Source organism: Streptococcus sp. HMSC067A03 (assembly GCF_001814295.1).
GTDB lineage: Bacteria > Bacillota > Bacilli > Lactobacillales > Streptococcaceae > Streptococcus > Streptococcus constellatus.
Genome location: NZ_KV815639.1, coordinates 47,296 through 71,075, shown reverse-complemented (window position 1 = coordinate 71,075; position 23,780 = coordinate 47,296). Strand labels below are relative to the sequence as shown.

General features: G+C 37.2%; 23 protein-coding genes, 1 pseudogene and 1 riboswitch. Of the genes and pseudogenes, 3 read left to right on the top strand and 21 right to left on the bottom strand.

Annotated elements, in window-relative coordinates:
- Window positions 1-229 precede the first annotated feature (229 nt).
- Both HMPREF2963_RS00370 and HMPREF2963_RS00365 read left to right on the top strand, forming a co-directional pair.
- Complete coding sequence (locus tag HMPREF2963_RS00370; RefSeq protein WP_070667953.1) at window positions 230-1,177, top strand: 2-dehydropantoate 2-reductase; 948 nt, start codon at window positions 230-232, stop codon at window positions 1,175-1,177.
- Window positions 1,178-1,201: 24 nt separating this feature from the next.
- Window positions 1,202-2,251, top strand: a complete 1,050-nt coding sequence (locus tag HMPREF2963_RS00365) for a PTS sugar transporter subunit IIC (RefSeq protein ID WP_070667951.1) — start codon at window positions 1,202-1,204, stop codon at window positions 2,249-2,251.
- 55 nt (window positions 2,252-2,306) lie between these two features.
- Here HMPREF2963_RS00365 and HMPREF2963_RS00360 read toward each other — a convergent pair whose 3' ends face one another.
- Window positions 2,307-2,816: a QueT transporter family protein gene (locus tag HMPREF2963_RS00360; protein ID WP_003034511.1), complete on the bottom strand. Its 510-nt coding sequence runs from the start codon at window positions 2,814-2,816 to the stop codon at window positions 2,307-2,309.
- A riboswitch (PreQ1 riboswitch) is annotated at window positions 2,814-2,923 on the bottom strand. (Overlaps the previous gene by 3 nt.)
- Window positions 2,924-2,951: 28 nt before the next feature.
- Between HMPREF2963_RS00360 and HMPREF2963_RS00355 the strand changes: the two genes are divergently transcribed.
- Complete coding sequence (locus HMPREF2963_RS00355) at window positions 2,952-3,395, top strand: GtrA family protein (protein ID WP_039677071.1); 444 nt, start codon at window positions 2,952-2,954, stop codon at window positions 3,393-3,395.
- Between the two features lie 67 nt (window positions 3,396-3,462).
- On the opposite strand, the gene HMPREF2963_RS00350 is transcribed toward HMPREF2963_RS00355, so the two are convergent.
- The 20 genes and pseudogenes from HMPREF2963_RS00350 to HMPREF2963_RS00260 all read right to left on the bottom strand — a co-directional run bounded on the left by HMPREF2963_RS00350 (window position 3,463) and on the right by HMPREF2963_RS00260 (window position 23,779).
- On the bottom strand, window positions 3,463-4,170 hold the full coding sequence (locus HMPREF2963_RS00350) for a B3/B4 domain-containing protein (protein ID WP_037597073.1): 708 nt from the start codon (window positions 4,168-4,170) through the stop codon (window positions 3,463-3,465).
- Window positions 4,170-4,631 carry a MarR family winged helix-turn-helix transcriptional regulator gene (locus tag HMPREF2963_RS00345; RefSeq protein ID WP_020997766.1) on the bottom strand — a complete coding sequence of 154 codons (462 nt, stop codon included), beginning with the start codon at window positions 4,629-4,631 and terminating at the stop codon, window positions 4,170-4,172. Before HMPREF2963_RS00345 ends, HMPREF2963_RS00350 begins: the two co-directional genes overlap by 1 nt.
- Window positions 4,632-4,717: 86 nt before the next feature.
- Complete coding sequence (locus HMPREF2963_RS00340) at window positions 4,718-5,620, bottom strand: YihY/virulence factor BrkB family protein (protein WP_048800426.1); 903 nt, start codon at window positions 5,618-5,620, stop codon at window positions 4,718-4,720.
- Window positions 5,621-5,672: 52 nt separating this feature from the next.
- Window positions 5,673-6,530 carry a methionyl aminopeptidase gene (locus HMPREF2963_RS00335; protein ID WP_003034526.1) on the bottom strand — a complete coding sequence of 286 codons (858 nt, stop codon included), beginning with the start codon at window positions 6,528-6,530 and terminating at the stop codon, window positions 5,673-5,675.
- 24 nt (window positions 6,531-6,554) lie between these two features.
- Entirely contained in the window at window positions 6,555-7,832 is a 1,278-nt protein-coding gene (gene spxR / locus HMPREF2963_RS00330; protein WP_039677069.1) for a CBS-HotDog domain-containing transcription factor SpxR, read from the bottom strand.
- Window positions 7,825-8,376, bottom strand: coding sequence for a GNAT family N-acetyltransferase (locus HMPREF2963_RS00325; protein ID WP_070667949.1), 552 nt, complete (start codon window positions 8,374-8,376; stop codon window positions 7,825-7,827). The genes spxR and HMPREF2963_RS00325 overlap by 8 nt, the downstream gene beginning before the upstream one ends.
- A gap of 76 nt (window positions 8,377-8,452) precedes the next feature.
- A complete protein-coding gene (locus HMPREF2963_RS00320; RefSeq protein WP_070667947.1) occupies window positions 8,453-9,712 on the bottom strand; it encodes a UDP-N-acetylglucosamine 1-carboxyvinyltransferase in 1,260 nt (419 codons plus the stop codon).
- Window positions 9,713-10,069: 357 nt separating this feature from the next.
- A complete protein-coding gene (gene metK, locus HMPREF2963_RS00315) occupies window positions 10,070-11,263 on the bottom strand; it encodes a methionine adenosyltransferase (protein WP_003069208.1) in 1,194 nt (397 codons plus the stop codon).
- A gap of 267 nt (window positions 11,264-11,530) precedes the next feature.
- Window positions 11,531-12,805, bottom strand: coding sequence for a dihydroorotase (locus HMPREF2963_RS00310; protein ID WP_070667945.1), 1,275 nt, complete (start codon window positions 12,803-12,805; stop codon window positions 11,531-11,533).
- 11 nt (window positions 12,806-12,816) lie between these two features.
- A complete protein-coding gene (locus HMPREF2963_RS00305; protein ID WP_070667943.1) occupies window positions 12,817-13,287 on the bottom strand; it encodes an NUDIX hydrolase in 471 nt (156 codons plus the stop codon).
- Window positions 13,288-13,295: 8 nt separating this feature from the next.
- The gene (locus HMPREF2963_RS00300; RefSeq protein WP_006269516.1) at window positions 13,296-13,949 is read right to left on the bottom strand and encodes a uracil-DNA glycosylase; all 654 of its coding nucleotides are present in this window, start codon (window positions 13,947-13,949) and stop codon (window positions 13,296-13,298) included.
- 24 nt (window positions 13,950-13,973) lie between these two features.
- A complete protein-coding gene (locus HMPREF2963_RS00295) occupies window positions 13,974-14,960 on the bottom strand; it encodes a Gfo/Idh/MocA family protein (protein ID WP_070667941.1) in 987 nt (328 codons plus the stop codon).
- A 444-nt stretch (window positions 14,961-15,404) separates the two neighbouring features.
- Complete coding sequence (locus HMPREF2963_RS00290) at window positions 15,405-16,142, bottom strand: DUF805 domain-containing protein (protein ID WP_070667939.1); 738 nt, start codon at window positions 16,140-16,142, stop codon at window positions 15,405-15,407.
- A 79-nt stretch (window positions 16,143-16,221) separates the two neighbouring features.
- Window positions 16,222-18,450 carry a DNA internalization-related competence protein ComEC/Rec2 gene (locus HMPREF2963_RS00285; protein ID WP_070667937.1) on the bottom strand — a complete coding sequence of 743 codons (2,229 nt, stop codon included), beginning with the start codon at window positions 18,448-18,450 and terminating at the stop codon, window positions 16,222-16,224.
- On the bottom strand, window positions 18,434-19,138 hold the full coding sequence (locus HMPREF2963_RS00280) for a helix-hairpin-helix domain-containing protein (protein ID WP_070667936.1): 705 nt from the start codon (window positions 19,136-19,138) through the stop codon (window positions 18,434-18,436). The genes HMPREF2963_RS00285 and HMPREF2963_RS00280 overlap by 17 nt, the downstream gene beginning before the upstream one ends.
- 167 nt (window positions 19,139-19,305) lie before the next feature.
- A complete protein-coding gene (smpB, locus tag HMPREF2963_RS00275) occupies window positions 19,306-19,773 on the bottom strand; it encodes an SsrA-binding protein SmpB (RefSeq protein WP_037597084.1) in 468 nt (155 codons plus the stop codon).
- A gap of 165 nt (window positions 19,774-19,938) precedes the next feature.
- Window positions 19,939-22,075: pseudogene (rnr, locus tag HMPREF2963_RS00270) on the bottom strand (ribonuclease R); the annotation flags it as partial.
- 92 nt (window positions 22,076-22,167) lie between these two features.
- Window positions 22,168-22,401, bottom strand: a complete 234-nt coding sequence (gene secG, locus HMPREF2963_RS00265) for a preprotein translocase subunit SecG (RefSeq protein ID WP_003024744.1) — start codon at window positions 22,399-22,401, stop codon at window positions 22,168-22,170.
- Window positions 22,402-22,440: 39 nt separating this feature from the next.
- Window positions 22,441-22,590: a 50S ribosomal protein L33 gene (gene rpmG, locus HMPREF2963_RS08915; protein ID WP_080979224.1), complete on the bottom strand. Its 150-nt coding sequence runs from the start codon at window positions 22,588-22,590 to the stop codon at window positions 22,441-22,443.
- Window positions 22,574-23,779 (bottom strand): multidrug efflux MFS transporter, encoded by a 1,206-nt coding sequence (locus HMPREF2963_RS00260; protein ID WP_172594014.1) that lies wholly within the window; start codon window positions 23,777-23,779, stop codon window positions 22,574-22,576. Before HMPREF2963_RS00260 ends, rpmG begins: the two co-directional genes overlap by 17 nt.
- Window position 23,780 lies beyond the last annotated feature (1 nt).

Here is a 23,780-nt window from a genome sequence, read left to right as displayed (position 1 = left end):
AAAAACAATGATGTCTAAATATTATAAGTATTTACTAGCTAAAATCTGCTGTATTTTTACAAATAATTTAATGAATTTTTTTGGTTAAAAAGCTAGAGCTAGCCTACAACTTCAAAAATTATAAATTCAAAATTTAATTGATAAAAAAAGATAAAAGAAGTAAAATATATATAGTTCATTTTCTTTTAATAAAGAAATAATCCAAACAATATAGAGGAGGAATCTTATTGTGAATATTACAATTGCAGGTGCAGGTGCAATGGGCAGCCGGTTTGGTCTCATGTTGCATCAAGCGGGTCATAAGGTCATTTTAGTAGATGGTTGGGCAGACCATGTAAAAGCTATCCAAAAAAATGGCTTGCAGGCTAATTTTAATGGCGAGGAGCTTGTTGCGAAATTGCCAATTTATCTTCAAAACGAAGTAGAACCAACTTTGTCCAGTGATTTAATCATTCTATTTACTAAAGCAATGCAGTTAGAAGCAATGCTAACAGACATTCAGCCATTGATAAAAGAGCACACAAATGTTCTTTGTTTATTGAATGGAATTGGACATGAAGAAATCATTGAAAAATATGTTCCAAAAGAGCATATCATGATCGGAAATACTATGTGGACAGCAGGTATGGAAGGACCAGGTCGAGTGAAGTTATTCGGAAACGGAACTGTTGCACTGAAGAATCTCGTTTCAGATTCAAAAGCGAAACAAGCAGCTGATCACATTGTAGAAATCTTAAATTCTGCTGGATTGAACGCACAGTATTCTGAAAATATCTTGCACGCCATTTATAAAAAAGCCTGTGTAAACGGGACAATGAATGGTTTATGCACTATTTTACTTTCTAATATGGCAGATTTCGGTGACACCACTCCCGCCCATACAATTGTTGAGCGCATTGTCAATGAATTTGCGGCGGTTGCAAAATATGAAAATGTCGATTTGAATGTTGAGGAAACTGTAGATTACATCGAAAAAAATTGCTACAATCGAGATACAATCGGATTACATCACCCATCAATGTATCAAGATTTGAACGAGCATAATCGTCTGACAGAAATTGATTATATCAACGGAGCTGTCGTACGAAAAGGTCAAAAGTATGGTATACAAACTCCATATTGCTCCTTCTTGACAGAATTGGTTCACTGCAAAGAACAAATATTAGGCGCTAAATAGTTTGGAAACAGAAAGGGAAATTAGATGGAAACACAAGCACAAGAAAAGATGACGACAAAAATTTTTGTCAATAAAGTATTGTCGGGAACGGCATTAGGAGTTATTATTGGTTTAATTCCAAACGCTGTTTTATCAGCTATTTTAAAATATTTCAGCACCGTGCCAATTGCACAGACCATTATTCATATCGCTGTTATCTTCCAATTAGCTACACCATTGATTATCGGTGGGTTAATCGCTTTGCAATTTGGATTTAAACCCATGCAGATGATGGTCACTGCAGGAGCTGCTTTTGTAGCTTCAGGTGTCGTCACTTTCAATACTGAACTTGGAAAATATGTCGGAGCTGGCACAGGAGACCTAATTAACACCATGTTAACAGCAGCTATCGCAGTTGGCATGCTTATGTTAATCAAAGATCGATTTGGTTCAACAGCTGTGGTAGCTATGCCAATTGTCGTCGGGGTAGGTGCAGCCTTGATTGGCTTACTGCTCTTGCCATTTGTTAAACAAATTACAACTGGCATTGGAGTGGTTATCAATGAATTTACACACTTACAACCGCTATTGATGTCGATTTTAATTTGTTGTTCATTTGCCTTTATTATCATTTCTCCAATCTCAACCGTTGCCATTGGTTTAGCCATTCAATTAAATGGAATTTCAGCCGGAGCTTCAGCAATGGGCGTGGCAGCTACAGCCGTTGCTTTAGTTGTTCACTCTTGGAAAGTGAATAATTCAGGGGTGACTTTAGCTATTGCTTTGGGAGCTATGAAATTGATGATGCCAAACGTCTTTAAATATCCAATTATTTTAGTTCCGTGTTTGACAACAGCCGTTATATCCGCTATCCCGGTAGCTCTTTTCTCAGTCAGTGGAACAGCTCAGTCAGCAGGTTTTGGTCTCGTAGGTTTGGTTGGACCATTAGCCTCTATTGATGCAGGATTAAATATAGCTTTAGCAGTTGTTGTATGGCTCATTGTTCCAATCCTTGCAGCCCTTGCAAGTAAAATTGTTTTTGAAAAAATCTTGAAACTATATGACTCTTCTGTTGTATTTAAATTCCAAGACTAATAAAAAATCTGTCGAAGATTCGACAGATTTTTTATTAGTCTGCTATTCAAAGCATTTATTTCCCCAAGTCAATCCGCTTATTTAGCTTGTCCATTAAAATTCCACCAATAATGAGTGAAACAAACTCTCCAATTGCCGTTGTAAACCATGTAAAAAGAAACGGGGCTTTCGCAACAAAATATAACTCTGCGGCAATTGTAATCATTGAAAATGAAAAGAAAATCGCAAAATAAAAGAAAGCTTTATTGATCAATCCGTTAAACAAATATTCGTTCATGTATTTTCTAAAGAAATACACACCCAAGCTCAAAAAGACCAAGGTTGATCCGCCACCAACAAAGACATCAATGATTCCAAAACTAAACAAATTAGCAATCATACAGCCCAGTGTGACCCCAATGATGTACTTAGGTTTATAAAAAGCCATAAAGTTCATCATCTCAGAAATCCGAAATTGGTAGGCACCATAGCTAATAGCATTCAGGGGCGGTGTCATTGTTAGAGCGACATAAATCGCAGCAACGAGAGCAATCTGAGCCATATCGCGAATAGTAAATTTTTCCATGTTTTCTCCTTTGGCGGCTATAACCGCGTATAATATGCTTGGCGAAAGGAAACTAAGCGCCAAGGGCTGCATTGAGAACATTAATACAGCTTTTCAAGTATAGCACAATTTTTTTAAATATGATAGAGTAAATATATGAAAAAATATATTACACACTTTTTTGAGAATGAAATTTTGTCTTATTTGTTTTTTGGTGTTGCTACAACTGTTGTTGCTGTTCTTACTCGTATGCTTTGTTACGCTTATACAAGCAATGAATTGCTAGCTACAGCTTTGGGAAATATCGCTGGTATCCTCTTTGCTTTTGTAACAAACGATACGATTGTTTTTAAACAAGAAAGAAAGGGTTGGTTCTCTCGTTTTATCAAGTTTGTTGTTGCGCGACTCTCTACCTTTTTATTGGATATGGGACTCACACTCGTTTTCGTTACTACTTTTCCTGCTATTATTGGTCAATTTGTCCACAATGACATTAAAACGGTCAACACTATTGAAACTTTGCTTGCTCAAATTATTATTATTGTGCTCAATTATGTTTTCAGTAAAATCTTTGTATTTAAAAATAAATCAAAGAAATAAAAAACAAACCTACTCAAAATGGTGGCTTGTTTTTAATCCCAAAGAGCTTCGAAGCTCTTTTTTATTCTTAAATTTCTACACTTGGATGCTCCATTGTCAAGTGAGTGATTTCTCCTTTTACACCAAAATAATCTTCTACCAAATATTGCAATTCTTGCATAGCAGCTTGTGCACGTTTTGCTTGTTCTTCATTGACAGCTTCAATAACTAGCACTGCATCTCTGGTTTCTTCTGTCAGCATAGTTCGCTTAGCTTCGCGCCAGTTGAGACAACGACAAACCGCTCCTTCATCATCATGGTAGATGATTTCTTCTGGAAGAGCTGGTGCATCCGTCTCCGCTCCAAGCGGAAAGAAAGATTCTCCACCTTGCGCTTTAGCTAAATGTAGTCCTCCCTCAATTTTGTCAATATCTTCACCACCACAAGGCACAGCATAAGAAAGTGAAACACTATTATAAATATCCACCAATGGATTGATTGGATTGAACTCACGACCTTGACTCACTCTTTTTAAAAGTGCTTCAATGGAAGAACGGGCTCCTTTTTTAGTTTTAAATTTGGTAAAAGCCTGCCGCCATTCCTGAATAACCTCATTTTGCGTAAATGGTTCATCAGAAATAAAATCTTCTGCTCGTTTGCTTCCCTTGTCTAACAAGGATTTAAAATAAAGGTCCTTACTTTCATCAACACTATTATCCAATCCTTTAGCTACCATAATACTAATTTGTGCTTGAGGAAATAACTCCCAAAATTCATTTTCAACTGTAACTTTCATCATCTACCTCTTTCATAATTTCTTTTTTGTCCTTTTTTTACTGAATCCCAATCACCCGTGATATTTTCGCGAACTCGAATCAACATTTCCTCCAACTGCTTTGCTTCTGCTATCGAAAATCCCTGCAATGAAGTTTGCTCAGAATATTGATTTTCAGCTAAAATAAATGGATAGAGAGCCGCGCCTTTTTTTGTAACAAACCATTCTTTGTTTTTTCGGTTATCAGGTGCTGACTTCTGTTCTAAAAATCCTTTTTTCTCCAATTTCTTCACAGAACGGGCAACCGTTGAACGATCTACTTTTAAAAGTTCAGACAACTCTTCCTGAATAATCCCTGGATTTTCAGCAATTCGGACTAAATACAAATACTGTCCACGTGCCAAATCAATATCACGAAATTCAATATTCGCAATCGAATCCAGCGCTCGAGCAATAATTCCAATTTCCCGCAAAATAGTCATATTCCCTCCTTCGCCAATTATTATAAACTATTTTTGTTGTAAATGCAATAAAATGATATTAAAAAAAGAAGTTTTATCTTCTTTTTTCATTTTTTTGTTTTTTGAATGAGTCGTGTGGTCAATTGTTTATGCCTTGTTTCAAATGAACTTTCGTGACAACGTTGATAACTTGCATTTAGAATCGCGCCAATAATAAGTATTTGAGCAATGAGAGTAAACCAAATCATCACGACCACAACAAAAATGGAACTGAAAAATCGAACATCCATTAAGTGATTTACATAAGTGTCCAAATAAACGGAAAACAAATTTAGCAATACACCAATTGTAAGAACTACAAAAACCGTTCCTGGTAGTACATAGCGAATTTTCTTGATTTTGACATTAGGTAAAAAGTAATACAACATCAATAAAGAAAGAAAAAGTAAAGTGTAAATGGTTGGCTGCGTCATCTTTTGTAGACTAGTATAAAGCTGGTTATCAAATCCCCAAAAACTATGGAGCAGACGAAGAGACATTCGCCCAAACATTGTCAGCAAAAGAGAAAGAGCAAAGAGCAACTGTAATCCTAAACTCATCACTATACTAAACAATCTGTGCGAAATGAGTCCTCTATCTTTGGCGACACCATAAGCTTTATTAAAAGCTTTTTGCAAGAAAGACATTGATTGTGAAAAAGCCCATAAAGCCGAAAGAATGGAGAAGCTCAACAAGCCAGAAGATGGTTGGGTTAATACATTACGAATGACCTTTGCAATCACTTCATAAAGTGACTCTGGCAGAACATCTTCTATCGCTTCTAAAAATTCTGCTATTGGAATTTGAAAATAAGGCAATATATTCACAACAATTAACAGCAATGGAAAAATTGAAATCAACAAATAATAAGCCACTGCAATGCTGGTCAAATCAATCTCAGATGCCTGATAAAATTTAAAAAAAGCTTGTAAAAATGGATTATGTCCGATCCTAGAAACCAACTTCTTCATCTCATCCCCTATAGAAGAAGGAGCAAAAAGCCCCCTCATTCTACTTCTAGTTTTAATACGTTCCTTCTTCCCCTTGACTGGTCAAGATAACAGGACCATCTTTGGTAATCACAAATTGATGTTCGTATTGACAAGAAAGTCCACCGTCCAGCGTTTTATGAGCCCACCCCGTCTCAAAATCTGTGTCAATCTCCCAAGTGCCTGTTGAAATCATCGGCTCAATTGTCAAGACCATTCCTTCACGAAGACGTAAACCACGTCCAGCACGTCCGTAATGAGGCACCATTGGCTCTTCGTGCATAGTTGGTCCAACACCATGTCCTACTAAGTCACGAACAACACCATAACCATGACTTTCCGCATATTCTTGAATCGCTGCACCAATGTCACCAATCCGATTGCCAACTTGAGCAGCTTCAATTCCACGATAAAGGCATTCTTTTGTAACCTCCATCAATTGTTGTACTTCTTCACTCACTTGACCAACTGCATAAGCCCAGCAAGAATCCGCCACACCTCCACGGAAATTTTCCGTATAGTGTTTCATTTGTTCCACATTATTGAAATCAAGTTTAGAAACATCTAACTCAGCTTTATCAACCAAGCCAACGACCATATCTACTTTGATTAAGTCACCTTCAACTAATTTTTTGTGACGTGGAAAAGCATGTGCCACTTCATCATTCAATGAGCAGCAAGTGGCATAAGGGTAATCCATGATGCTGCCTTCCACACCAATCTGAAGCGGAAGAGCATTATCCTCCTTACAACGTCTGCGGACATATTCTTCAATTTCCCACATGTCAATGCCCGGCTTAATCAAATCCCTTAAACCAATATGAATACTGGCGAGAAATGCGCCGCTTTTTTCCATTAAATCAATTTCACGTTGTGATTTTAAAGTTATCATTCTTTCTCCTTAATATCTGAGGTATTAGTTTATCTTTACTGTAATGGTCGCTTTTGCAACCAATTGAAGTTTTAAATAAATATCGTAATCTAAAATGGCAGAATGCCTTGTTTGTCGAACTATTCTTGGACGAAGTGTCAAACTTTCATCAATCTGAACAGCTTGCAAGAAATAAATTGTCATTTGCTCAATGACAATATTGTTCTTGCCAGATGTCACATACTGATGCGTTGCTGTCGTTAAAATTTCTGTCAAAATACCATTAGATAAGACACCGTTATTTTCTAACATAAAGGGTTCTACAACAAAAGTAAATTCATCATTAATGTGACGCAGTTTTTGAGAGACTTGATCGCTGAAAGTGGGCAGGCTGGAGACTTGGTCGCGACTCATTTTTTCCATGACATCACGACGCGTGATGACTCCAAGCAGAGTTTGATCGTTGCGAATAACTGGCACCATTTCAAAATCTTCTGTAATCATACGCTGACTAACATTGGCAATACTAGTATTTAAAGTGACGGCATAGATATTTTTCGTCATAACTTTATCCAAAATAGTGTGAGGTGATTTATCGCTAGCATCACGCATTGTTACCACACCAACTACCATATTGTGCTGATTAACGACAGGAAAACGACTGTTGCGATTTTTCCGGACCAAATCCATAAAATCACGAACGGTATCAGTATCTTTCAAGAATCCATATTCATGACTCCCCCGATACACTTGCTCCACTGTTAAAATATCTGTTTTAATCTGCATATTAGACAATGCACGATTGATGATTGTCGCAACTGTAAAGGTATCATGTTGTGATCTTAGAACAGGAATGCTTAAGCGATTCGCTAATTTTAAAACATCGCGGCTTACTTCCAAACCACCTGTCACTAACACAGCATTTTCATGCTTCAAGGCTAATAACTGAATACGGGTGCGGTCTCCAATAATCAAGAGACCTCCTTCCGTTAAGTAGCGTAAGAGATTCTTTTCGGTCATTGCTCCGATTGAGAATTTACTGAATTCCTTTTCAAGTCCATCCTGACCAGCTAAGACTTCAGAACCTGTAATTTCTGCAATTTCCTTATATGTTAAATGTTCTAGCTCCACCCTAGGAGATTTTACACGAATCGTGCCACTACGAGGACGCGTTTCAACCAATCCACGGTTTTCTGCTTCTTTAATTGCACGGTAAGCAGTTCCCTCACTTACTCCTAAAAAATTAGAGATACTGCGTACACTGACACGCTTTCCTACTGGTAATTCTTCTAAATAAGTGATAATTTCTTGATGCTTACTCATGAAAGTCTCCTTTTTCATAGCAAAACTCTAAATAATCCTGCATTTTACGTGTATAACGATCGCTTCCCCTAAATTGACGACCAAACCGAAAACCAGACTTTTGAGCAACTCGTTGACTAGCTTTATTTTCCAGATGAGTGACAATTCGTAACTTCTTAAACCCAAATTGTGTAAAAGAAAGATAAATAATATTTTTGACACATTCAGTCATCAAACCGCGTCTCCAATAAGCTTGGTGAAGAAAATAACCTAATTCTGCTTCGCCTCTGATTTCATCCATTTTTTCAAATTTAACAGAACCAATCATTTGCCCAGAATCTTTATCACAGATCGCCCAAATTCCAAGAGGATATTTCATGAAATAATTAGCCAATACATGTTGACTTTCTTGCAAATTAGCCTGTGCAGGAAAAATGAAATGTAGATTTTCAGGATTGGAGGCAATTTTATAAAAATCTTCACTATCCATAAAGGAAAAGGGACGCAATACTAAATGTTCTGTTTCTATAAAGGCAAATTCTGCCAATTTTGTCCACAAATTCATACCTTACCTCGAAGATAAAGCTCAGCTGGCGTACCAACTGAGCTATCCCACTTCATCATGCCAACACTATTCAAAGTTATTCTTCAACCAGCTGAATATCTGCTCCTAAATTAGTCAACTTTTCAATAATATTTGAATAGCCACGCAAAATAAATTCTACATTTGTAATCTCAGTTTTTCCGTGAGCTAGCAATCCTGCGATTACAAGAGCTGCTCCTGCTCGCAAATCAGTTGCTTTGACGACTGCCCCTTGCAATTGATTAGGTCCTTCATAAGCAATATGATTGGCACTTGTTGAAATCTTACCGGTCATTTTTGCTAATTCAGCGACATGATTTACTCGCTTTTCATAAATCGTATCAATAATCAAACCACGTCCCTTAGCCGTTAATAAAAGCGGCGTAATGGGCTGTTGTAAGTCTGTAGCAAAGCCTGGATAAGGAGCAGTCTTAATGTTGATTGCTTTCAAATTATGCTGCTTTTCGACATACACGCTATCTTCAGAAACGGTCATGCGGACTCCCATTTCTTCTAATTTCGCAATAAAGCTCTCTAAGTGTTCATAAAGGACATTATTGATTTGCACTCCTTCACCAATTGCCGCTGCCATTGAGATATAAGTTCCTGCTTCAATTCGATCCGGAATAACTTGGTGACGAGTTCCATGGAGTTGATCAACACCTTCAATGATAATAATGTCAGTACCGGCCCCTCGGATGTGGGCTCCCATATTATTTAAAAGTGTCGCTACATCAATGATTTCAGGCTCACGAGCCGCATTTTCAATAACAGTACGCCCTTTTGCCTTTACCGCTGCAAGCATGGTATTAATAGTCGCTCCGACACTTACTGTATCCATGTAAATACTAGCTCCATGAAGCCGCTCGCCACCTGTCGAAAGGTTCATGGAATTTCCCTCATAGGTCATAGTAGCCCCCATAGCTTCAAAAGCTTTGATATGCAAATCAATCGGTCGAGGCCCCAAATCACAGCCACCAGGCAAGCCAACTGTTGCTTCACCATAGCGTCCAAGCAAACTACCATAAAAGTAATAAGAAGCACGCAAGCTATTGATTTTACCATAAGGCATAGGCATATTTTTTATCCCACGAGGATCAATTTTCAGTGTATCGTCTTGACGCTCAACGCTTGCTCCCATAGCTTCCATGATGTCAATCAAACTCACAACATCGGAAATATCTGGCACACAATCCAATGTTACAATTTCATCAGATAAAATTATCGCTGGAATTAAAGCAACCACGCTATTTTTAGCACCGCTAATGGTCACCTCTCCCTTTAAGGGGCGACCACCATTAATTACAATTTTTTTCATTTTTAGCTCTTTCAAGGAATTTATAATCAAATATACTGCACTTTATTATAACACAGTTTCTGTGAAAATCCTATCCTTTTAAAGAAATCTCTTTTAACTTGTCATTCTTGTTATATAACGATTACAAAACTCTTTTATTTTGGTGGCATTCTAAAAAGAGCGGGACAAAAATCAATTTTGTCCCGCTCCTCAAAATGATAACTAGATCCGACAATCTAGGGAACTGCTGGAGTTTGCAGATAACACTAATATAATCGGCACAAATAAATACGTTTTAAGTCAGATTGCAACTGCGGCTGATTGTAAAATGCCACATAAAAAATTTATAAACAAGAGACTTGTATCCTAACTTCTTCTTTATTTTGCAACAACTGCTTTTAAAGCATCTACTTTATCAAGTTTTTCCCACGGCAAGTCAATATCCGTACGTCCCATGTGCCCATAGGCAGCAGTCTGACGGTAAATTGGGCGTTTCAAATCAAGCATTTGAATAATACCAGCTGGACGAAGGTCAAAGATTTGTCGAACCGCTTCTTGAAGATTGCTTTCTGAAACTACACCTGTACCAAAAGTATCAATGCGGACTGATACTGGATGTGCAACCCCAATAGCATAGGCTAGCTGGACTTCAGCTTTCTTGGCCAAGCCAGCAGCGACAATATTTTTGGCAATGTAACGAGCAGCATAGGAAGCGGAACGATCGACCTTTGTAGCGTCTTTACCAGAGAAAGCTCCTCCTCCGTGGCGTGCATACCCGCCATAAGTATCAACGATAATCTTACGTCCAGTTAAACCGGAATCTCCTTGAGGACCACCAATAACAAAGCGACCAGTTGGATTGATGAAAAACTTGCTTTCTTCATCTAAATATTCTGCTGGAACAACTTCTTTAATGACCTTTTCAATTACATCTTGATGAATCTGCTCATTGCTTACTTCTGGGTCATGTTGAGTGGAAATAACTACAGTATCAACACGGACTGCTTGGTCGTTTTCATCGTATTCAACCGTTACCTGAGATTTTGCATCCGGACGAAGATAGGAAATTTCTCCAGATTTGCGAAGCTCTGCTAAACGACGGACTAATTTGTGACTTAAAGAAATAGGCAGTGGCATTAGTTCAGGCGTTTCATCTACGGCAAAGCCAAACATAAGACCTTGATCTCCAGCGCCAATCAAATCAAGTGGATCTTGATCAACATTCCCACGAATTTCTAAGGCCTCATTCACCCCTTGAGCAATGTCTGATGACTGCTCAACAAGCGACGGATGCACTCCCACCGTCTCTGCAGAAAAACCATATTCAGCATTTGTGTAGCCAATCTCTGCAATCGTATCACGAACTATGCGGTTAATATCCACATAAGCATTTGTAGAGATTTCTCCAAAAACATGGACGGAACCTGTATAGACAGCTGTCTCAGCAGCTACATGAGCTTCTGGATCCTGCTCTAAAATAGCATCTAAAATAGCATCTGAAATTTGGTCTGCAATCTTATCTGGATGTCCTTCAGATACAGATTCAGACGTGAAAAGTTTACGCTCTGACATATTCATGTCCCCCTTTTAATGAAATATTGTCCCTAGAAATTCTATTATTGCTAGGAAGTTACTTGAAAATCTGTAAACAGACTTACGTTAAAAAGTTACAAAGCACTAGTCTCTACGGTCAATATTTAACCTTTGACTACCTTTTCGGGACTCTTTTAACTTCTCTATTGTATCATTTTTTATTAAAATAAACAGACAATTTGATAAAAATTAGAAGAAATTAAGAATATAAAAAGGTTGAAAAATATTTCCAACCTTATGTTCTTATCACGATTTACCTTCATACACGATTTGTCCATCACAGATAGTATAACAAACAACACCTTTCAATTTTTCGCCAATAAATGGCGAATTAATTGATTTTGAGGCGAAATCTTCTGTTATCATGCGTTCGGCATTTGCATCAAAAATCGTGAGATCGGCTGGACCGTTCTCAGCAAGATAACCCGCGTCAAAACCATAAAGCTGTGCGGGGTTAATCGTCATTTTTTCCAGCAACTGCATGAGGGTCAAATGACCTGCGTCTACCAAATACGTCAAGCCAAGTGAAAGCGATGTCTCTAAACCTGTCATACCAGACGGTGCTTGGGTGATATCTTTTACATTTTTTTCATCGACATGGTGAGGTGCATGGTCTGTCGCAATAACCGAAATCACTCCTGATTTAAGCCCTTCAATGACAGCTAAACGATCTGATTCCAAACGAAGGGGTGGATTCATCTTAGCATTGCTACCTCTGAGCAACAATAGCTCTTCTGTTTTAGAAAAATGCTGGGGTGCTGCTTCTGCTGTCACATGAGCGCCCAATCGCTGAGCAAATTCCACGACTTTCACGCTTTCTGCTTTTGATAAATGCTGAATATGAATATGAGTATTGGTTGCATGAGCAATCATGACATCACGCGCAATCATACTATATTCAGCAACACCTGTCGCACCGCAGAATCCAAAATGTTCTTTAGCGATATGCTCATTGAATCCCAAAATACCATTTAGTTCTGGGTCCTCTTCATGAAGACAAATAAATGCACCATGTTTGTCAGCTTCTTCTAAAGCTTCGCGTACCATTTTCGTACTTTTTAATGGAATTCCGTCATCTGAAAAACCAATAGCTCCCGCTGCTAAAAGCCCTTTAAAATCTGTCAAATGTTGTCCATCAAAATTCTTTGTAATAGTTGCAACAGCTTTAATATGAATTTTTTCACGATCGGCAGATGCTAATACTTCCTTTAGTGTCTCTACTGTTGAAATCGTTGGAGTGGTATTTGCCATCATGACAACCGTTGTAAATCCACCTGCTGCCGCTGCCAAAGCACCTGTGTGGATGTCTTCCTTATGTGTCTGACCAGGCTCACGAAAATGAACATGGATATCAATCAATCCTGGTGCTACCACCAATCCAGTCGCATCAATTACCTGAGCATTTTCTACTTTCAAATCTTGACCAATTTGAAGAATTCTTTTATCCTTCATCAAGATATCACAAATCTGATTTAAACCAGATTTAGGATCCATGAGTCGACCATTTTTAATTAACAACATAAATTTTCTCCTTAATCTTCATAAAAATCAACATGGCTCTCCACTAACGTCTCTCCTTTGTAAGAAAATTTGGCCGAGAAAAACGGTTTATTTTCTAAAAGCCACGATACAAAGATGTGATCTCCCTCCCAAGTCGGTCTAGATAGAACTTGTTCATAAGGTACCCATTCCAAAGTACCTTCGTCGCAGTCAATCAGCTCACCTGTAAATTCTGTCACTTTAAATACATAAGTGTACCAGTCATGGTGAGGCGTGAAATCCGGAAAAGTGATAATACCTTTTAGTACTGGCTTATTTACTTGTAATCCCGTCTCTTCAAAGATTTCTCGCACCGCACACTCTTGCGGTGTTTCACCTTTTTCTAATTTACCACCAACACCAATCCACTTGCAAGCATGAATATCATTAGGCTTTTTATTGCGATGAAGTAGTAAAATTTCTTTTCCATTGTCAATGTAACAAATCGTTGCTAATTTAACCATTTCTCCTCCTAAACTAACCAGTCAACGGGTTCTAATCCTTGATTTTTTAAAAATTCATTTGTCTTAGAAAAAGGTCTACTTCCAAAAAAACCTCGATGAGCCGATAAAGGACTCGGATGAGGAGATTCCAAAATGAGATGTTTTGGATTGGTAATCAATGCTTTTTTCTTGCGTGCATAAGAACCCCAGAGAATAAAAACAACAGGTGTATCTTTTTCATTGACAACCTTAATAACGGCATCCGTAAACGGTTCCCAAATTTGACCAGCATGCCCATTTGCTTGACCAGCAGGAACAGTCAAACTCGCATTTAGCAACAGTACTCCTTGACGCGCCCAAGATGTCAAATCATGAGATTCTTTCATTCCAATGTCATCTGCCAACTCTTTCAAAATATTTTGAAGAGAAGGTGGCGCTGGAATATCATCTGGTACTGAGAAACTCAACCCCTGTGCTTGACGCGGACCATGATAAGGATCCTGCCCTAAAATTACCACCTTTACATCTACTAAATCAGTCGTTTGTATCGCATTAAATACTTTTTCACGCGGTGGATAGATTGTGCCTGATGAATAAACCTGATTTAAAAAATAATTAATTTTACCAAAATAACCATCAGGCAATTGTTGCTTAATCAAACTATGCCAAGCTGAGTGTTCCATTGTTTTCTCCTCTTCTATACTCAATTACTTTTCTTCCTCAGGATAGGTCATTCCCCATTCTTTTCGTAAATCTGTCATGATTTTCATGACATCACGACTATAATGCAAGCACATCTCATCTTTGTCACCAGCTACTGCTTCTTCCATATCAAGAATTTCATACATTAAAGCATCACTCGTCTTTCCAGCTTCAATGATTTCTTGATGCCCGTCTTCCGTATAGGTAATAACCGCCTTTTGTCCTCGAGGATATTCATATATTTCAATATAGCCTTTATCATAAGCAATTGTTCCTCGCTTAGGCTGTTTAGCGTGGAGACTCAAGGTCAAAGTTGCCATTTCTCCTTCAGCATTTGTCAGAAGAATCCCCGCCTGCTCATCAACGCCCGTTGGTGCAAATTTCACTTGTGAAAGAATTTGATTGGGTCGAGATGTCATAAACCAGCGAACAAATGATAAGGCATATACACCAATATCCAAAAGGGCTCCGCCTGCAAGCTGACGATTAAAGAAACGATTTGTCATATCATATTCTTTATAACTGCCAAAGTTCATTTGAATCACTTTTAAGTCACCTAATCGCCCGCTAGAAATTACTTTACTTAATTGACGATAAATCGGCATATGATAAATGGTCATAGCTTCAGCTAAAACAACATGATGCTGTTCCGCTAGGAAGATAGCTTCTTCTAATTCTTCAGAATTAAGTGTAATAGACTTCTCGCATAGAACATGTTTTCCATTTTTTAGTGCTTTTCGTAAAAAATCAATATGCGTATTGTGTGGCGTGGAAATGTAAATAATATCCACATTTTCGTCACTAAATACGTCATCTATCTGGTCGTAGACTTTTTCAATACCGTATTTTTGTGCAAACTCCAAGCCTTTTTGATATGTTCGATTAGCAACCGAATAAAGCTTCCCTCCCAATTTCTCCAAAGCTTGTGCCAATTCATTAGCAATCACACCTGTACCTAAAGTTGCCCAATTGTAACGTACTTTGTTTTCCATAGTCTTTCTCCTAGCTACATGATTAATCTTATCATACCAAATTTTCCTTCATTTAGCTGACTTTTTATGTAGAGATATTACCTGTATCAAAATCTTCTAAAATCAAACTGTAAGGACACACATACTTTTCTATATAAACAATCGAATAAAATCAGAGTATTTCTTTATGTTATAATAAACTGAGGAAGGAGCAACCTTATGTGGTCTTGGTTTATTTTATTTTTACTCTTGTTTATTGCCTTATTTTACTTTTCAAATATGATGATAAAAATCATCATCGGAATCATATTATTTATTTTTGCTATTGCAATAATTTGCCTCATAATTGATTTTCATAACGATCCTAATAAAAACTAGTTGCTATCCTTATTTAATATTGTAAACTTAAAAAGCCCATTCAATGGGCTTTTCTTTATATGTAATTATTTAACTGTAAAATGTTGTCTATTGGCCGAGTTCATCTTTTTTAAATTGTTCATTTTCCGTGATAGCTGAGGCTAAAGTTTCCTCTTCCGATTGGATAGCTTGAGCAGTTATTTCTGTCACTTTCATTTCTTGTTGAACTGGTGTTACTTCTGTTTTCATCGCTTGAGATTGTGCTGATTCTTGCGGTTGAGTAAATTCTTGCGGTTGAGTAAATTGTTGCGTTTGAACAGGTTGTTGAGATTGCATTTGTTGTGTTGTAAATTGTCCTTGATCAACAGTAGATGTTTGCGCTTCTTTAGTCGGCATACAAAGTAAGACAATCAGAGCGATAGAACATGGTAGCATAGCTAAAACAGCTAAGATATTTAAAAGTGGAACCCACATCAAAAGTACAGGAGCTACATATAAAAAGATGAATGCCCAATGATAGCCAGCATCGCGCAAGCGACGCACAATAATTGCTAAATTTGGAACTAAAGTTGCTATCCAGAAAATACTCAATAAAATAATGATAATAAATGTAGAACCTAAGCTAGCTATAAAAACACTTGGATCAAATTCACCAAGTTCTTCCCGATAGTAAACTGCTTGTTGCACAATGTTGAAAATTGCAGTTAAAATCGACCCAAAAGCTATCATACCAAATGGCAGTGTAATCAACACATTGCACAAAACAGACCACCAATACTCAGGTCTTGTTGATTTTCCTTCAAAATCAGCATAATGAGTCCAAAACTTTTTATAAACTGTAAACATAATAAATCTCCTAAGTTTTTATTTTTAAATATCATACTCTTCCTACTAAATCAACGGAATTTCAATTTTAGAACTCTGACTATTGAACAGTTTCTAATTGCCATTTTGTCCATCCTGAAAACTTGATCGCCCCTCGTTCATCCGTTCGATAAATCTTCGCATTTAAGCGATTCAATCCTTCTATCATTTCTTGATTCGGAGATTTGGATTGGTTATTTTTCCCAACAGAAATGAGTGCAACTGCCGGTTCTATTTGCTGTAAAAATTTTGAATGTAATGAATTTTGAGCTCCATGTTGCCCAACCTTCAAGACATCTGTTTTTAGCTTTGGATAAAGTTGCATTAGCTTTACTCCATCCTCTTCTGTTAAATTGCTCATAAATAAAAACCTTGTACGAAAAAATTGACCATATAAAACTAGCGATTGATCATTCTTATTCGTACCAGAAAGAACTTGCAAATGATGATCAAAAATAGGAAGTTTGTCTCCTTGTTTTACGACATGAACAAATGCCCTTGTCTCCTTTAATTTATTTAAAAAGTCTGCATCATTCAAACTACTTCTGGAAATAAAAATTTTCTTTACCGCAAACTTTTTAACCACTTTTATTACATCTCCCGCATAATCTGCATTAGGATTTGTTAAGATTAGAGTATCAATCGTATCTATACCACGACTTTTTAGGTAAGGAATCAAAGTTTTCTCCGCATTTGATTTAGTTGTTCGTTTTTGCCAAGATTCTTTTGTTCTAATTTCTTCACGTCCTCCAACGTCAATCAATACATTTCTACCTTTCCAGTCTCTCAAAAAAAGACTATCTCCCCGTCCAACATCAACCATTGTGATCTCATTTTGCAAAGGAAATTTAGTTATAAAAAATAGTATAGCAAGACACAAGCTGAGCAATATCACCCATTTTTTATTTTTTCTAACATCATACAAAATAGCCAGTACAAGCAGCATAACAACTAATAAAAGCGAGCTAGGTTGCCCAAAAACGATTGGTCTGCCAAAGACATTTGCTATCCAACGAATACTATTTTCTAAGCCTTCAAAAAGAAAATTTACTTGAATGAGCTTTATGAAAGGTGAAATGAGAAAAATCAGTGTTAAACCCGGTAGCATCACTATATCAAAAATTAGTGAAAAAACAAATGTCAATAAAATAGACCAAGGTTGAAATTCTCCAAAATAAAAGATTAGAATCGGTAAAACACCAAGTGAAATGATACTACTCTCTACCACAACTTTTCTCCAAGAAGTCAGACTTTCAAAATCTATAACACTAATAACAAAAGCATAGGCACAGGAGAGAACTCCTCCTGCTGTTAAAAGAAAAGATGGCATAAGCAAGGACAACACCATTATTGTTAAAGCAAAATTATCTAATTTAGTGATACCATGTTGCGACAATAATTTCTGAATTAAGCTCCGTACAACGGATACTGAAAATCCAGTCATTCCTGCATAAAAGAAAGAAAACGGATATTGGCATTTATGAACCATTTCCTTCGTAAGTCCCAGCTTCAAAAGCAACTTACGAAATCCTTCCATAAAAAAGCCAACTTGCATGCCAGATAACGCAAATAAATGAATAATTCCCAAGCTAGAATAAAGATCACTCATTTCATCAAAATCTGTCTCTAATGCGCCAAATAAGAGCCCTGTCATGTAATGATTCATCGGATTTGGAAAATTTCTCTTAATGAAAACCAATGCCTTTCTTCGCCAGCTAGACAACCACTCAAACGGTTGGAAGCTAACCCTATCTTGACTAGACAAAATTTGATCCACCTTTAAAATTCGATAAATCCCTTGTGTTTTTAGATAGACTTGATAATCAAAACCAGAAAAATTGCGCTGCTTTTCAGGAGATTCAAATTCCCCCTCAACAGTTAATGTGACAAGACTGGATAGATTTTGAAAAGCCAACTGTTCTTCTTTTGATTTCAATTTGTAGTAAATTTGATAAGTCTGCCCATTTGCTTTGCCGCGAAAAGAAAGCGAATCTCCATTTACCTTAATCGTGTCAGGTAGAACTGCTACTTGTCTTACAGAAGAAGGTTCTGCTTTTGTTTGCCACTCTGCCATTTCTCTACGAACAAAGAAAAAAGCAGCAAAACAAGCGAGAAACATTAAAGTTGTGAAACATTTTTTCGGTGAATAAAGGACAAAAAGACGGACTATTAGAAAAATAAAACAAAACCAAGCCAACCAGCTACTTTGATAGATTGCAAAATATAACCAGACAAGTAAGAAAGCAATGTAAATTGGTTTAATCGGAAATATCTTAATCCACTGTGACATATTCTTTCAATTTCTCTAATGTTTTAGCACCAACTCCTGATATATTTTTAAGATCATCAACAGAATTAAATTTTCCATTTGCCTCACGATAATCTAAAATATCTTGGGCGCGCTTTTGTCCAATACCAGAAATAGACTGTAAATCAGACAAATTAGCCTTATTTAGATTGACCTTATTCCCTTTTTGTGCCGCAGTTCCATTGGTATCTGTCGTTAAAGTTTGTCCATTACTACTTGCAGCATTTGTTACATTTTCACCCATAACTGCCACGTAAATCACAGCCTCATCTGTTAGTTTTTGAGCCAAATTGATAGATTTGCTGTCAGCGTCTGTCGTTAGTCCACCCGCTTTTTGGATAGCATCATTTATTCGGCTTGTTTTTTTTAATTGATAAATACCTGGATTTTTAACAGCACCTTTAACATCTACAGTTAAAAATTCCAATTCTTCACTCGCTAAATTCTTTTGAGATTCTGTTTCTTCTTTCTGTTGTTTTTTCTTCGTTTCAGTTGAAGTTTCTTTCCGTTCTAGTTTTGCATTTGTGGCCTCTTGTGCAATATCTCCCACATTAGATTGTCTAGCAGATTTACTAGTCATCAGAAAAAATCCTGCTATGATCAAACCAATCAGGCTTAAACCAACTAAAATTTTATACTCTTTTATTTTTGTGATGATTACCTCTAACATTTTTCCTCCTAAACTGAATGAAAATTTACTTTATCTGTTTATTCGTAAAATAAATAAAAAAGCTGAAAAAATTTTTCAGCTTTTGCGATATTAGAAAAAGAATTTTGATAAGGATTAACCAATGAAACACTTCACCCTATTAAAAAATGAGAGTAATATAATGGATATTATCGTATATTATAAGTCTTCATAGTCCGAGCAATATCTCTATTTTGCTCACGACGTTTAATAGATTCGCGCTTATCATAGTCATGTTTCCCTTTAGCCAATCCTAAAAGCAACTTAGCATAACCATCTTTAAGATAAACTTTGAGAGGAACTAAAGTCATCCCAGTTCCTTTGGTTTCCTGCTCTAATTTTTTAATTTGCTTTTTATGCAACAGCAATTTTCTCCTACGTTCAGGATCTTGATTCCAAATATTTCCTTCTTCATAAGGAGCTATATGGACATTACTGAGCCAGACTTCTCCATTTTTGATTTGAGCAAAGCCGTCTTTTAGGTTAATTCGTGCAGCGCGTACGCTTTTAATTTCAGTTCCAGTTAAAACCATGCCCGCTTCAATCGTATCAACAATAGTATAGTCGTGACGTGCTTTCTTATTTTGAGCGACGACCTTTCCCTCTCCTTTTGCCATTCTTACTTCCTTTCTTAGTCATTTCTTTATAAAATGGTTTCTTCCCTTTGCTTTTCTTTGATTTCTTATCCCTAGAAATGATTCCTTTTGAAGATTTGCTCTTTCGCTCTCCGTCACCGCGATAAGACTGTTGACGTCCGTCTTGCCTGAACTTGGAGTGCTTTTTCTTTTCAATTACATCATATTCACTAGGTAGGTATTCAAAGTCAATCTCACCAGTCGCCTTATCCGATCGAACTAACTTAATGCGAATCTGTTGACCGACTCGAAAAACAACACTGGATTTTTCACCCTGCAAAGTTAGATTACGTTCATTATAGTGGAAAAACTCTGGCAAGTTAGCTACATGAATCAAACCTTCAACTGTGTTTGAAAGTTCGACAAATAGACCGAATTTGACTACACTCGACACAATACCATCAAATTCTTCTCCCACAAATTCTTCCATAAACTCAGCCTTTTTCATAGCCTCTACTTCTCGCTCTGCTTCAATAGCTCGCCGTTCCCTGCTGGAAGACTGACTGGCAATATCTGGAATGACTTGCTCAAAATGCTCTGCTATTTCCTTAGAACGCCCGTAATCGCGCACCATACGGTGAACTAAAAGGTCTGGATAGCGGCGAATTGGACTAGTGAAGTGAGTGTAAAACCCGGCTGCCAAACCATAATGACCGTAGTTATGCTCTGAGTAACGAGCCTGCTGCATGGAGCGCAAAAGCATCATAGATAGCACTTCTTCATAGGGCTGACCATGCACCGCTTTCATAATATCTTGAAGAGCAGACTGGCTTATAGAATTAGCCGTTCCATATACTCGAACTCCAAAGGTAGAAGCAAAGTCAATAAACTTCTGTACTTTTTCAGCTTTAGGTTCTTCGTGAATCCGATAGATAAAGGGCAGCTTTAGTTTAGCAAAATGCTCTGCCACCGTTTCATTTGCGACCAACATAAAAGACTCAATCATACGCTCCGCAAGGCCACGCTGACGTAAAATAATATCTACTGGACGTCCAGCCTTATTGACCAAAATTTTAGCCTCTTTCGTATCAAAATTAAGGGCTCCTCGCTTGAAACGCATCGTTTCTAAGATAGCATGAAGCTCTACCATTTGCTCTATACTTGGCACAATCGCTTTAAAAGCTGCTCGTTTTTTCTCGTCTCCCGCAATCATGTCATTCACATCGCTATAGGTCATACGAAAAGTAGTTTTAACGATTGTTTGTGTAATGGTATGCTTGACAACTCGCCCTTTTTGATCAATCTCCATGATAGCTGATTGCGTCAGCCGATCTACATTAGGATTGAGTGAACAGATACCGTTGGATAGGCGTTCAGGCAGCATAGGTACTACTCGATCCGTCACATAAACAGATGTTGCTCGATTGAGCGCTTCCTTGTCCAATTCAGAACCTTCTTGAACATAGTAAGAAACATCTGCAATATGAACTCCCAGTTCAAAATGTCCATTTGATAGTTTCTTGATATGAACTGCATCGTCCAAATCTTTAGCATCCGCCCCATCAATAGTAAAGGTAATTTCATTACGCAGATCTAAACGACCTTCAAAATCCTTTTTAGATGGCATATCCGGAATTGCTGACGCTTCTTTCAAAACTCTCTCTGGAAACTCAGACACAATGTCCATGGACTCCAAAACTTCCAGAACATCAATACCCGGATCATCCTTGTGACCCACTACATCCAAAATAGTAGCCACAAAAAAGTCATGCTTTTTAGTTGGGTACTTATCAATCTCTACTTTTAAAATCTCTGTCCCATCCAAAACCAAAGCTGGTTTCTTAATATAAATAGGTTGAGATATTTTCTGATTTTTTGACCGAATATAACCAACATACTTAGGCTTTTCTTCATCCAAGATGAGCTGACCCACTGCTGTTTTTAAGCTGTGTTCCAAAATATCAATAACCTTCGCTTCAGCAGATGTTCCCTTGCTGCGATCTGCAACCTTAGTAATTGCAACTTCTACCGTATCACCATCAATCGCATAGTTGACATCATTGCGACCAATAAAAAGATCATCCTCTTCTTCATTTAAGGTAACAAAGCCAAAGCCATTTTTATGGGCGTGAAAGGTCCCTTTCAAAGTAAGCATCTGCTTTTCTTTACGAAGTTGGATTTTCCCAGCATTGCTAAAGGTCAATTGACGTTTTCGCTCCATTTCAGAAATCGTCTGAACTAAATTTCTAAAGTCTTTTGCTTTTTCTTTTCCTAATCTTTGTGCCAGCTCATCCATACTAGCTTCTTTCTTTTCTCTTAAATAGTTTAAAATTTCTTCTTTCATTCTTTCCTTTTTTCTTATATTCTCTAAACTTTAAGTTACTTTTTCCTCACCTAATACAGAAAAAATAGGCAAAGACAAAGTCAGAGCCCATTTTATTTACTAGATAAGATTGTCAGCATTAGTGCAATCAACAACCAAAAGAAAACCATCACTCCTGTCAAACGCTGCATAACTGCTTCAAAGCCTCTTGCTTTTGGTCGTTCAAACAAATCTCCTGCACTTGCGTCAAATACATTACTTGATTGATTTTTTGTAGGTTGCATAAAAATTGCGATTAAAATAAATACTGATAAAATCAATAAAATGGTTAATAATAAATTATACATATCAAACTCCTTAAAATCCTATCTATTTTACCATAAAATTTATTTTGATTCAAGATGTAGGGTCACTTTTCTTTCTTTAGGGCAATACTTTAATACTTCAATTTTTTCTGGATGCGTTTTCATATTTTTGCTCGTTAAATAATTCTGACTGCCGCAACTTGAACACTTTAAATTAATCTTTACTCGCACTGACTTCCTTCACTCCTAAATATTTTCTAAAACTAAACAATAAAAAGAAAAAGTTCAATAAAGCTAAACCTGCTGTACTATAGAAAACCCAATGATAGCCAAAATGAACAGAAATGGCTGACCCCATTAACGGCCCAATAACACCACCGATATAAAAGAAAGTTTGATTGTAACTGAAAATCCGTGAAATACCTTCTTTTGGTGTGATTTTATTGAGGAGAGAGCTAACTCCAGGCAGAAGAGCTCCAGTGCCCAATCCAAATAGAAAGCGATAAATTCCCAATTCAAGTGGTGTACCAGCCCTCGCACAGAAAATATAAATAACAAAACTATACAAAAGAGCCAGTAAGAGCAAACGGTGATTTCCTATTTTATCTCCTAATTTTCCCAGCCAACCAGATGAAAATATGCTTGAAATGCCCATTGCTGAAACGATTGCACCAGATACCAATAACAAATTTTCTTTTTGCCCTAAAGAGCGGATATAAAGTGTCAAAATAGGGGAAATGGACTGTCCAATCATCTGAATCACCATGCTAGTAATAAACAAGCCAAAAAGCATTGATTTTTGAGGAATTTGTTGAAATAGTTGCTTGGTCGAAACTTCTTTTCCTTTAGAGACAGGATGAAAATCTTCTTTTATCCCAAAAATGGTCCACAAAGTAACGACAAACAAGAAAAATCCAACCAAAAGGAAAACATTTCTCATTCCCAAACTTTGAGCTATCATTCCTCCTAAGAGCGGTCCCATCAGAGTTCCCGCTACTACACCTGTTGACAATGTTCCCAAAGCATATCCAGAATGTTTTTTGGGTGCTTGGCTAGCTATTAAAGCAGTACTATTCGGTACATAACCAGAAAACACCCCATTTAACAGTCTCAATACAATGAGCCAAAATACATTCGGTACAAAAGCCAAGCCTCCCATCGTAAAGGTCATTGCAAAAGCTGCCCGAATCATCATTGGTTTGCGACCGTACCTATCAGCTAAACTTCCCCAGACAGGCGACAAAAGTGCGGCTGTCAAAGCTGTACTCGAAACCGCCAAGCCTGAATAAAATTCAACCATAGAGCCTCTGGCGCCTAATTCTTCCACGTACAAAGACATAAAGGGAACAACTAGTGACAAGCTAGCACCTATAAAAAAGTTACCCAGCCAAGCAATCCATAAATTCCGTTTCCATTTCACT

Bases quoted from the DNA above. Each gene is read 5' to 3' on its own strand.
- HMPREF2963_RS00345 (WP_020997766.1), bottom strand. From the start codon at position 4,631: ATGACTATTTTGCGGGAAATTGGAATTATTGCTCGAGCGCTGGATTCG.
- spxR (WP_039677069.1), bottom strand. From the start codon at position 7,832: ATGAGTAAGCATCAAGAAATTATCACTTATTTAGAAGAATTACCAGTA.
- HMPREF2963_RS00280 (WP_070667936.1), bottom strand. From the start codon at position 19,138: ATGTTAGAGGTAATCATCACAAAAATAAAAGAGTATAAAATTTTAGTT.
- HMPREF2963_RS00365 (WP_070667951.1), top strand. From the start codon at position 1,202: ATGGAAACACAAGCACAAGAAAAGATGACGACAAAAATTTTTGTCAAT.
- HMPREF2963_RS00320 (WP_070667947.1), bottom strand. From the start codon at position 9,712: ATGAAAAAAATTGTAATTAATGGTGGTCGCCCCTTAAAGGGAGAGGTG.
- HMPREF2963_RS00285 (WP_070667937.1), bottom strand. From the start codon at position 18,450: ATGTCACAGTGGATTAAGATATTTCCGATTAAACCAATTTACATTGCT.
- HMPREF2963_RS00300 (WP_006269516.1), bottom strand. From the start codon at position 13,949: ATGGAACACTCAGCTTGGCATAGTTTGATTAAGCAACAATTGCCTGAT.
- HMPREF2963_RS00340 (WP_048800426.1), bottom strand. From the start codon at position 5,620: ATGAAGAAGTTGGTTTCTAGGATCGGACATAATCCATTTTTACAAGCT.
- secG (WP_003024744.1), bottom strand. From the start codon at position 22,401: ATGTATAATTTATTATTAACCATTTTATTGATTTTATCAGTATTTATT.
- HMPREF2963_RS00355 (WP_039677071.1), top strand. From the start codon at position 2,952: ATGAAAAAATATATTACACACTTTTTTGAGAATGAAATTTTGTCTTAT.
- metK (WP_003069208.1), bottom strand. From the start codon at position 11,263: ATGTCAGAGCGTAAACTTTTCACGTCTGAATCTGTATCTGAAGGACAT.
- HMPREF2963_RS00305 (WP_070667943.1), bottom strand. From the start codon at position 13,287: ATGGTTAAATTAGCAACGATTTGTTACATTGACAATGGAAAAGAAATT.
- HMPREF2963_RS00290 (WP_070667939.1), bottom strand. From the start codon at position 16,142: ATGTTTACAGTTTATAAAAAGTTTTGGACTCATTATGCTGATTTTGAA.
- HMPREF2963_RS00335 (WP_003034526.1), bottom strand. From the start codon at position 6,530: ATGATAACTTTAAAATCACAACGTGAAATTGATTTAATGGAAAAAAGC.
- smpB (WP_037597084.1), bottom strand. From the start codon at position 19,773: ATGGCAAAAGGAGAGGGAAAGGTCGTCGCTCAAAATAAGAAAGCACGT.
- HMPREF2963_RS00310 (WP_070667945.1), bottom strand. From the start codon at position 12,805: ATGTTGTTAATTAAAAATGGTCGACTCATGGATCCTAAATCTGGTTTA.
- HMPREF2963_RS00350 (WP_037597073.1), bottom strand. From the start codon at position 4,170: ATGAAAGTTACAGTTGAAAATGAATTTTGGGAGTTATTTCCTCAAGCA.
- HMPREF2963_RS00325 (WP_070667949.1), bottom strand. From the start codon at position 8,376: ATGAATTTGTGGACAAAATTGGCAGAATTTGCCTTTATAGAAACAGAA.
- HMPREF2963_RS00360 (WP_003034511.1), bottom strand. From the start codon at position 2,816: ATGGAAAAATTTACTATTCGCGATATGGCTCAGATTGCTCTCGTTGCT.
- HMPREF2963_RS00295 (WP_070667941.1), bottom strand. From the start codon at position 14,960: ATGGAAAACAAAGTACGTTACAATTGGGCAACTTTAGGTACAGGTGTG.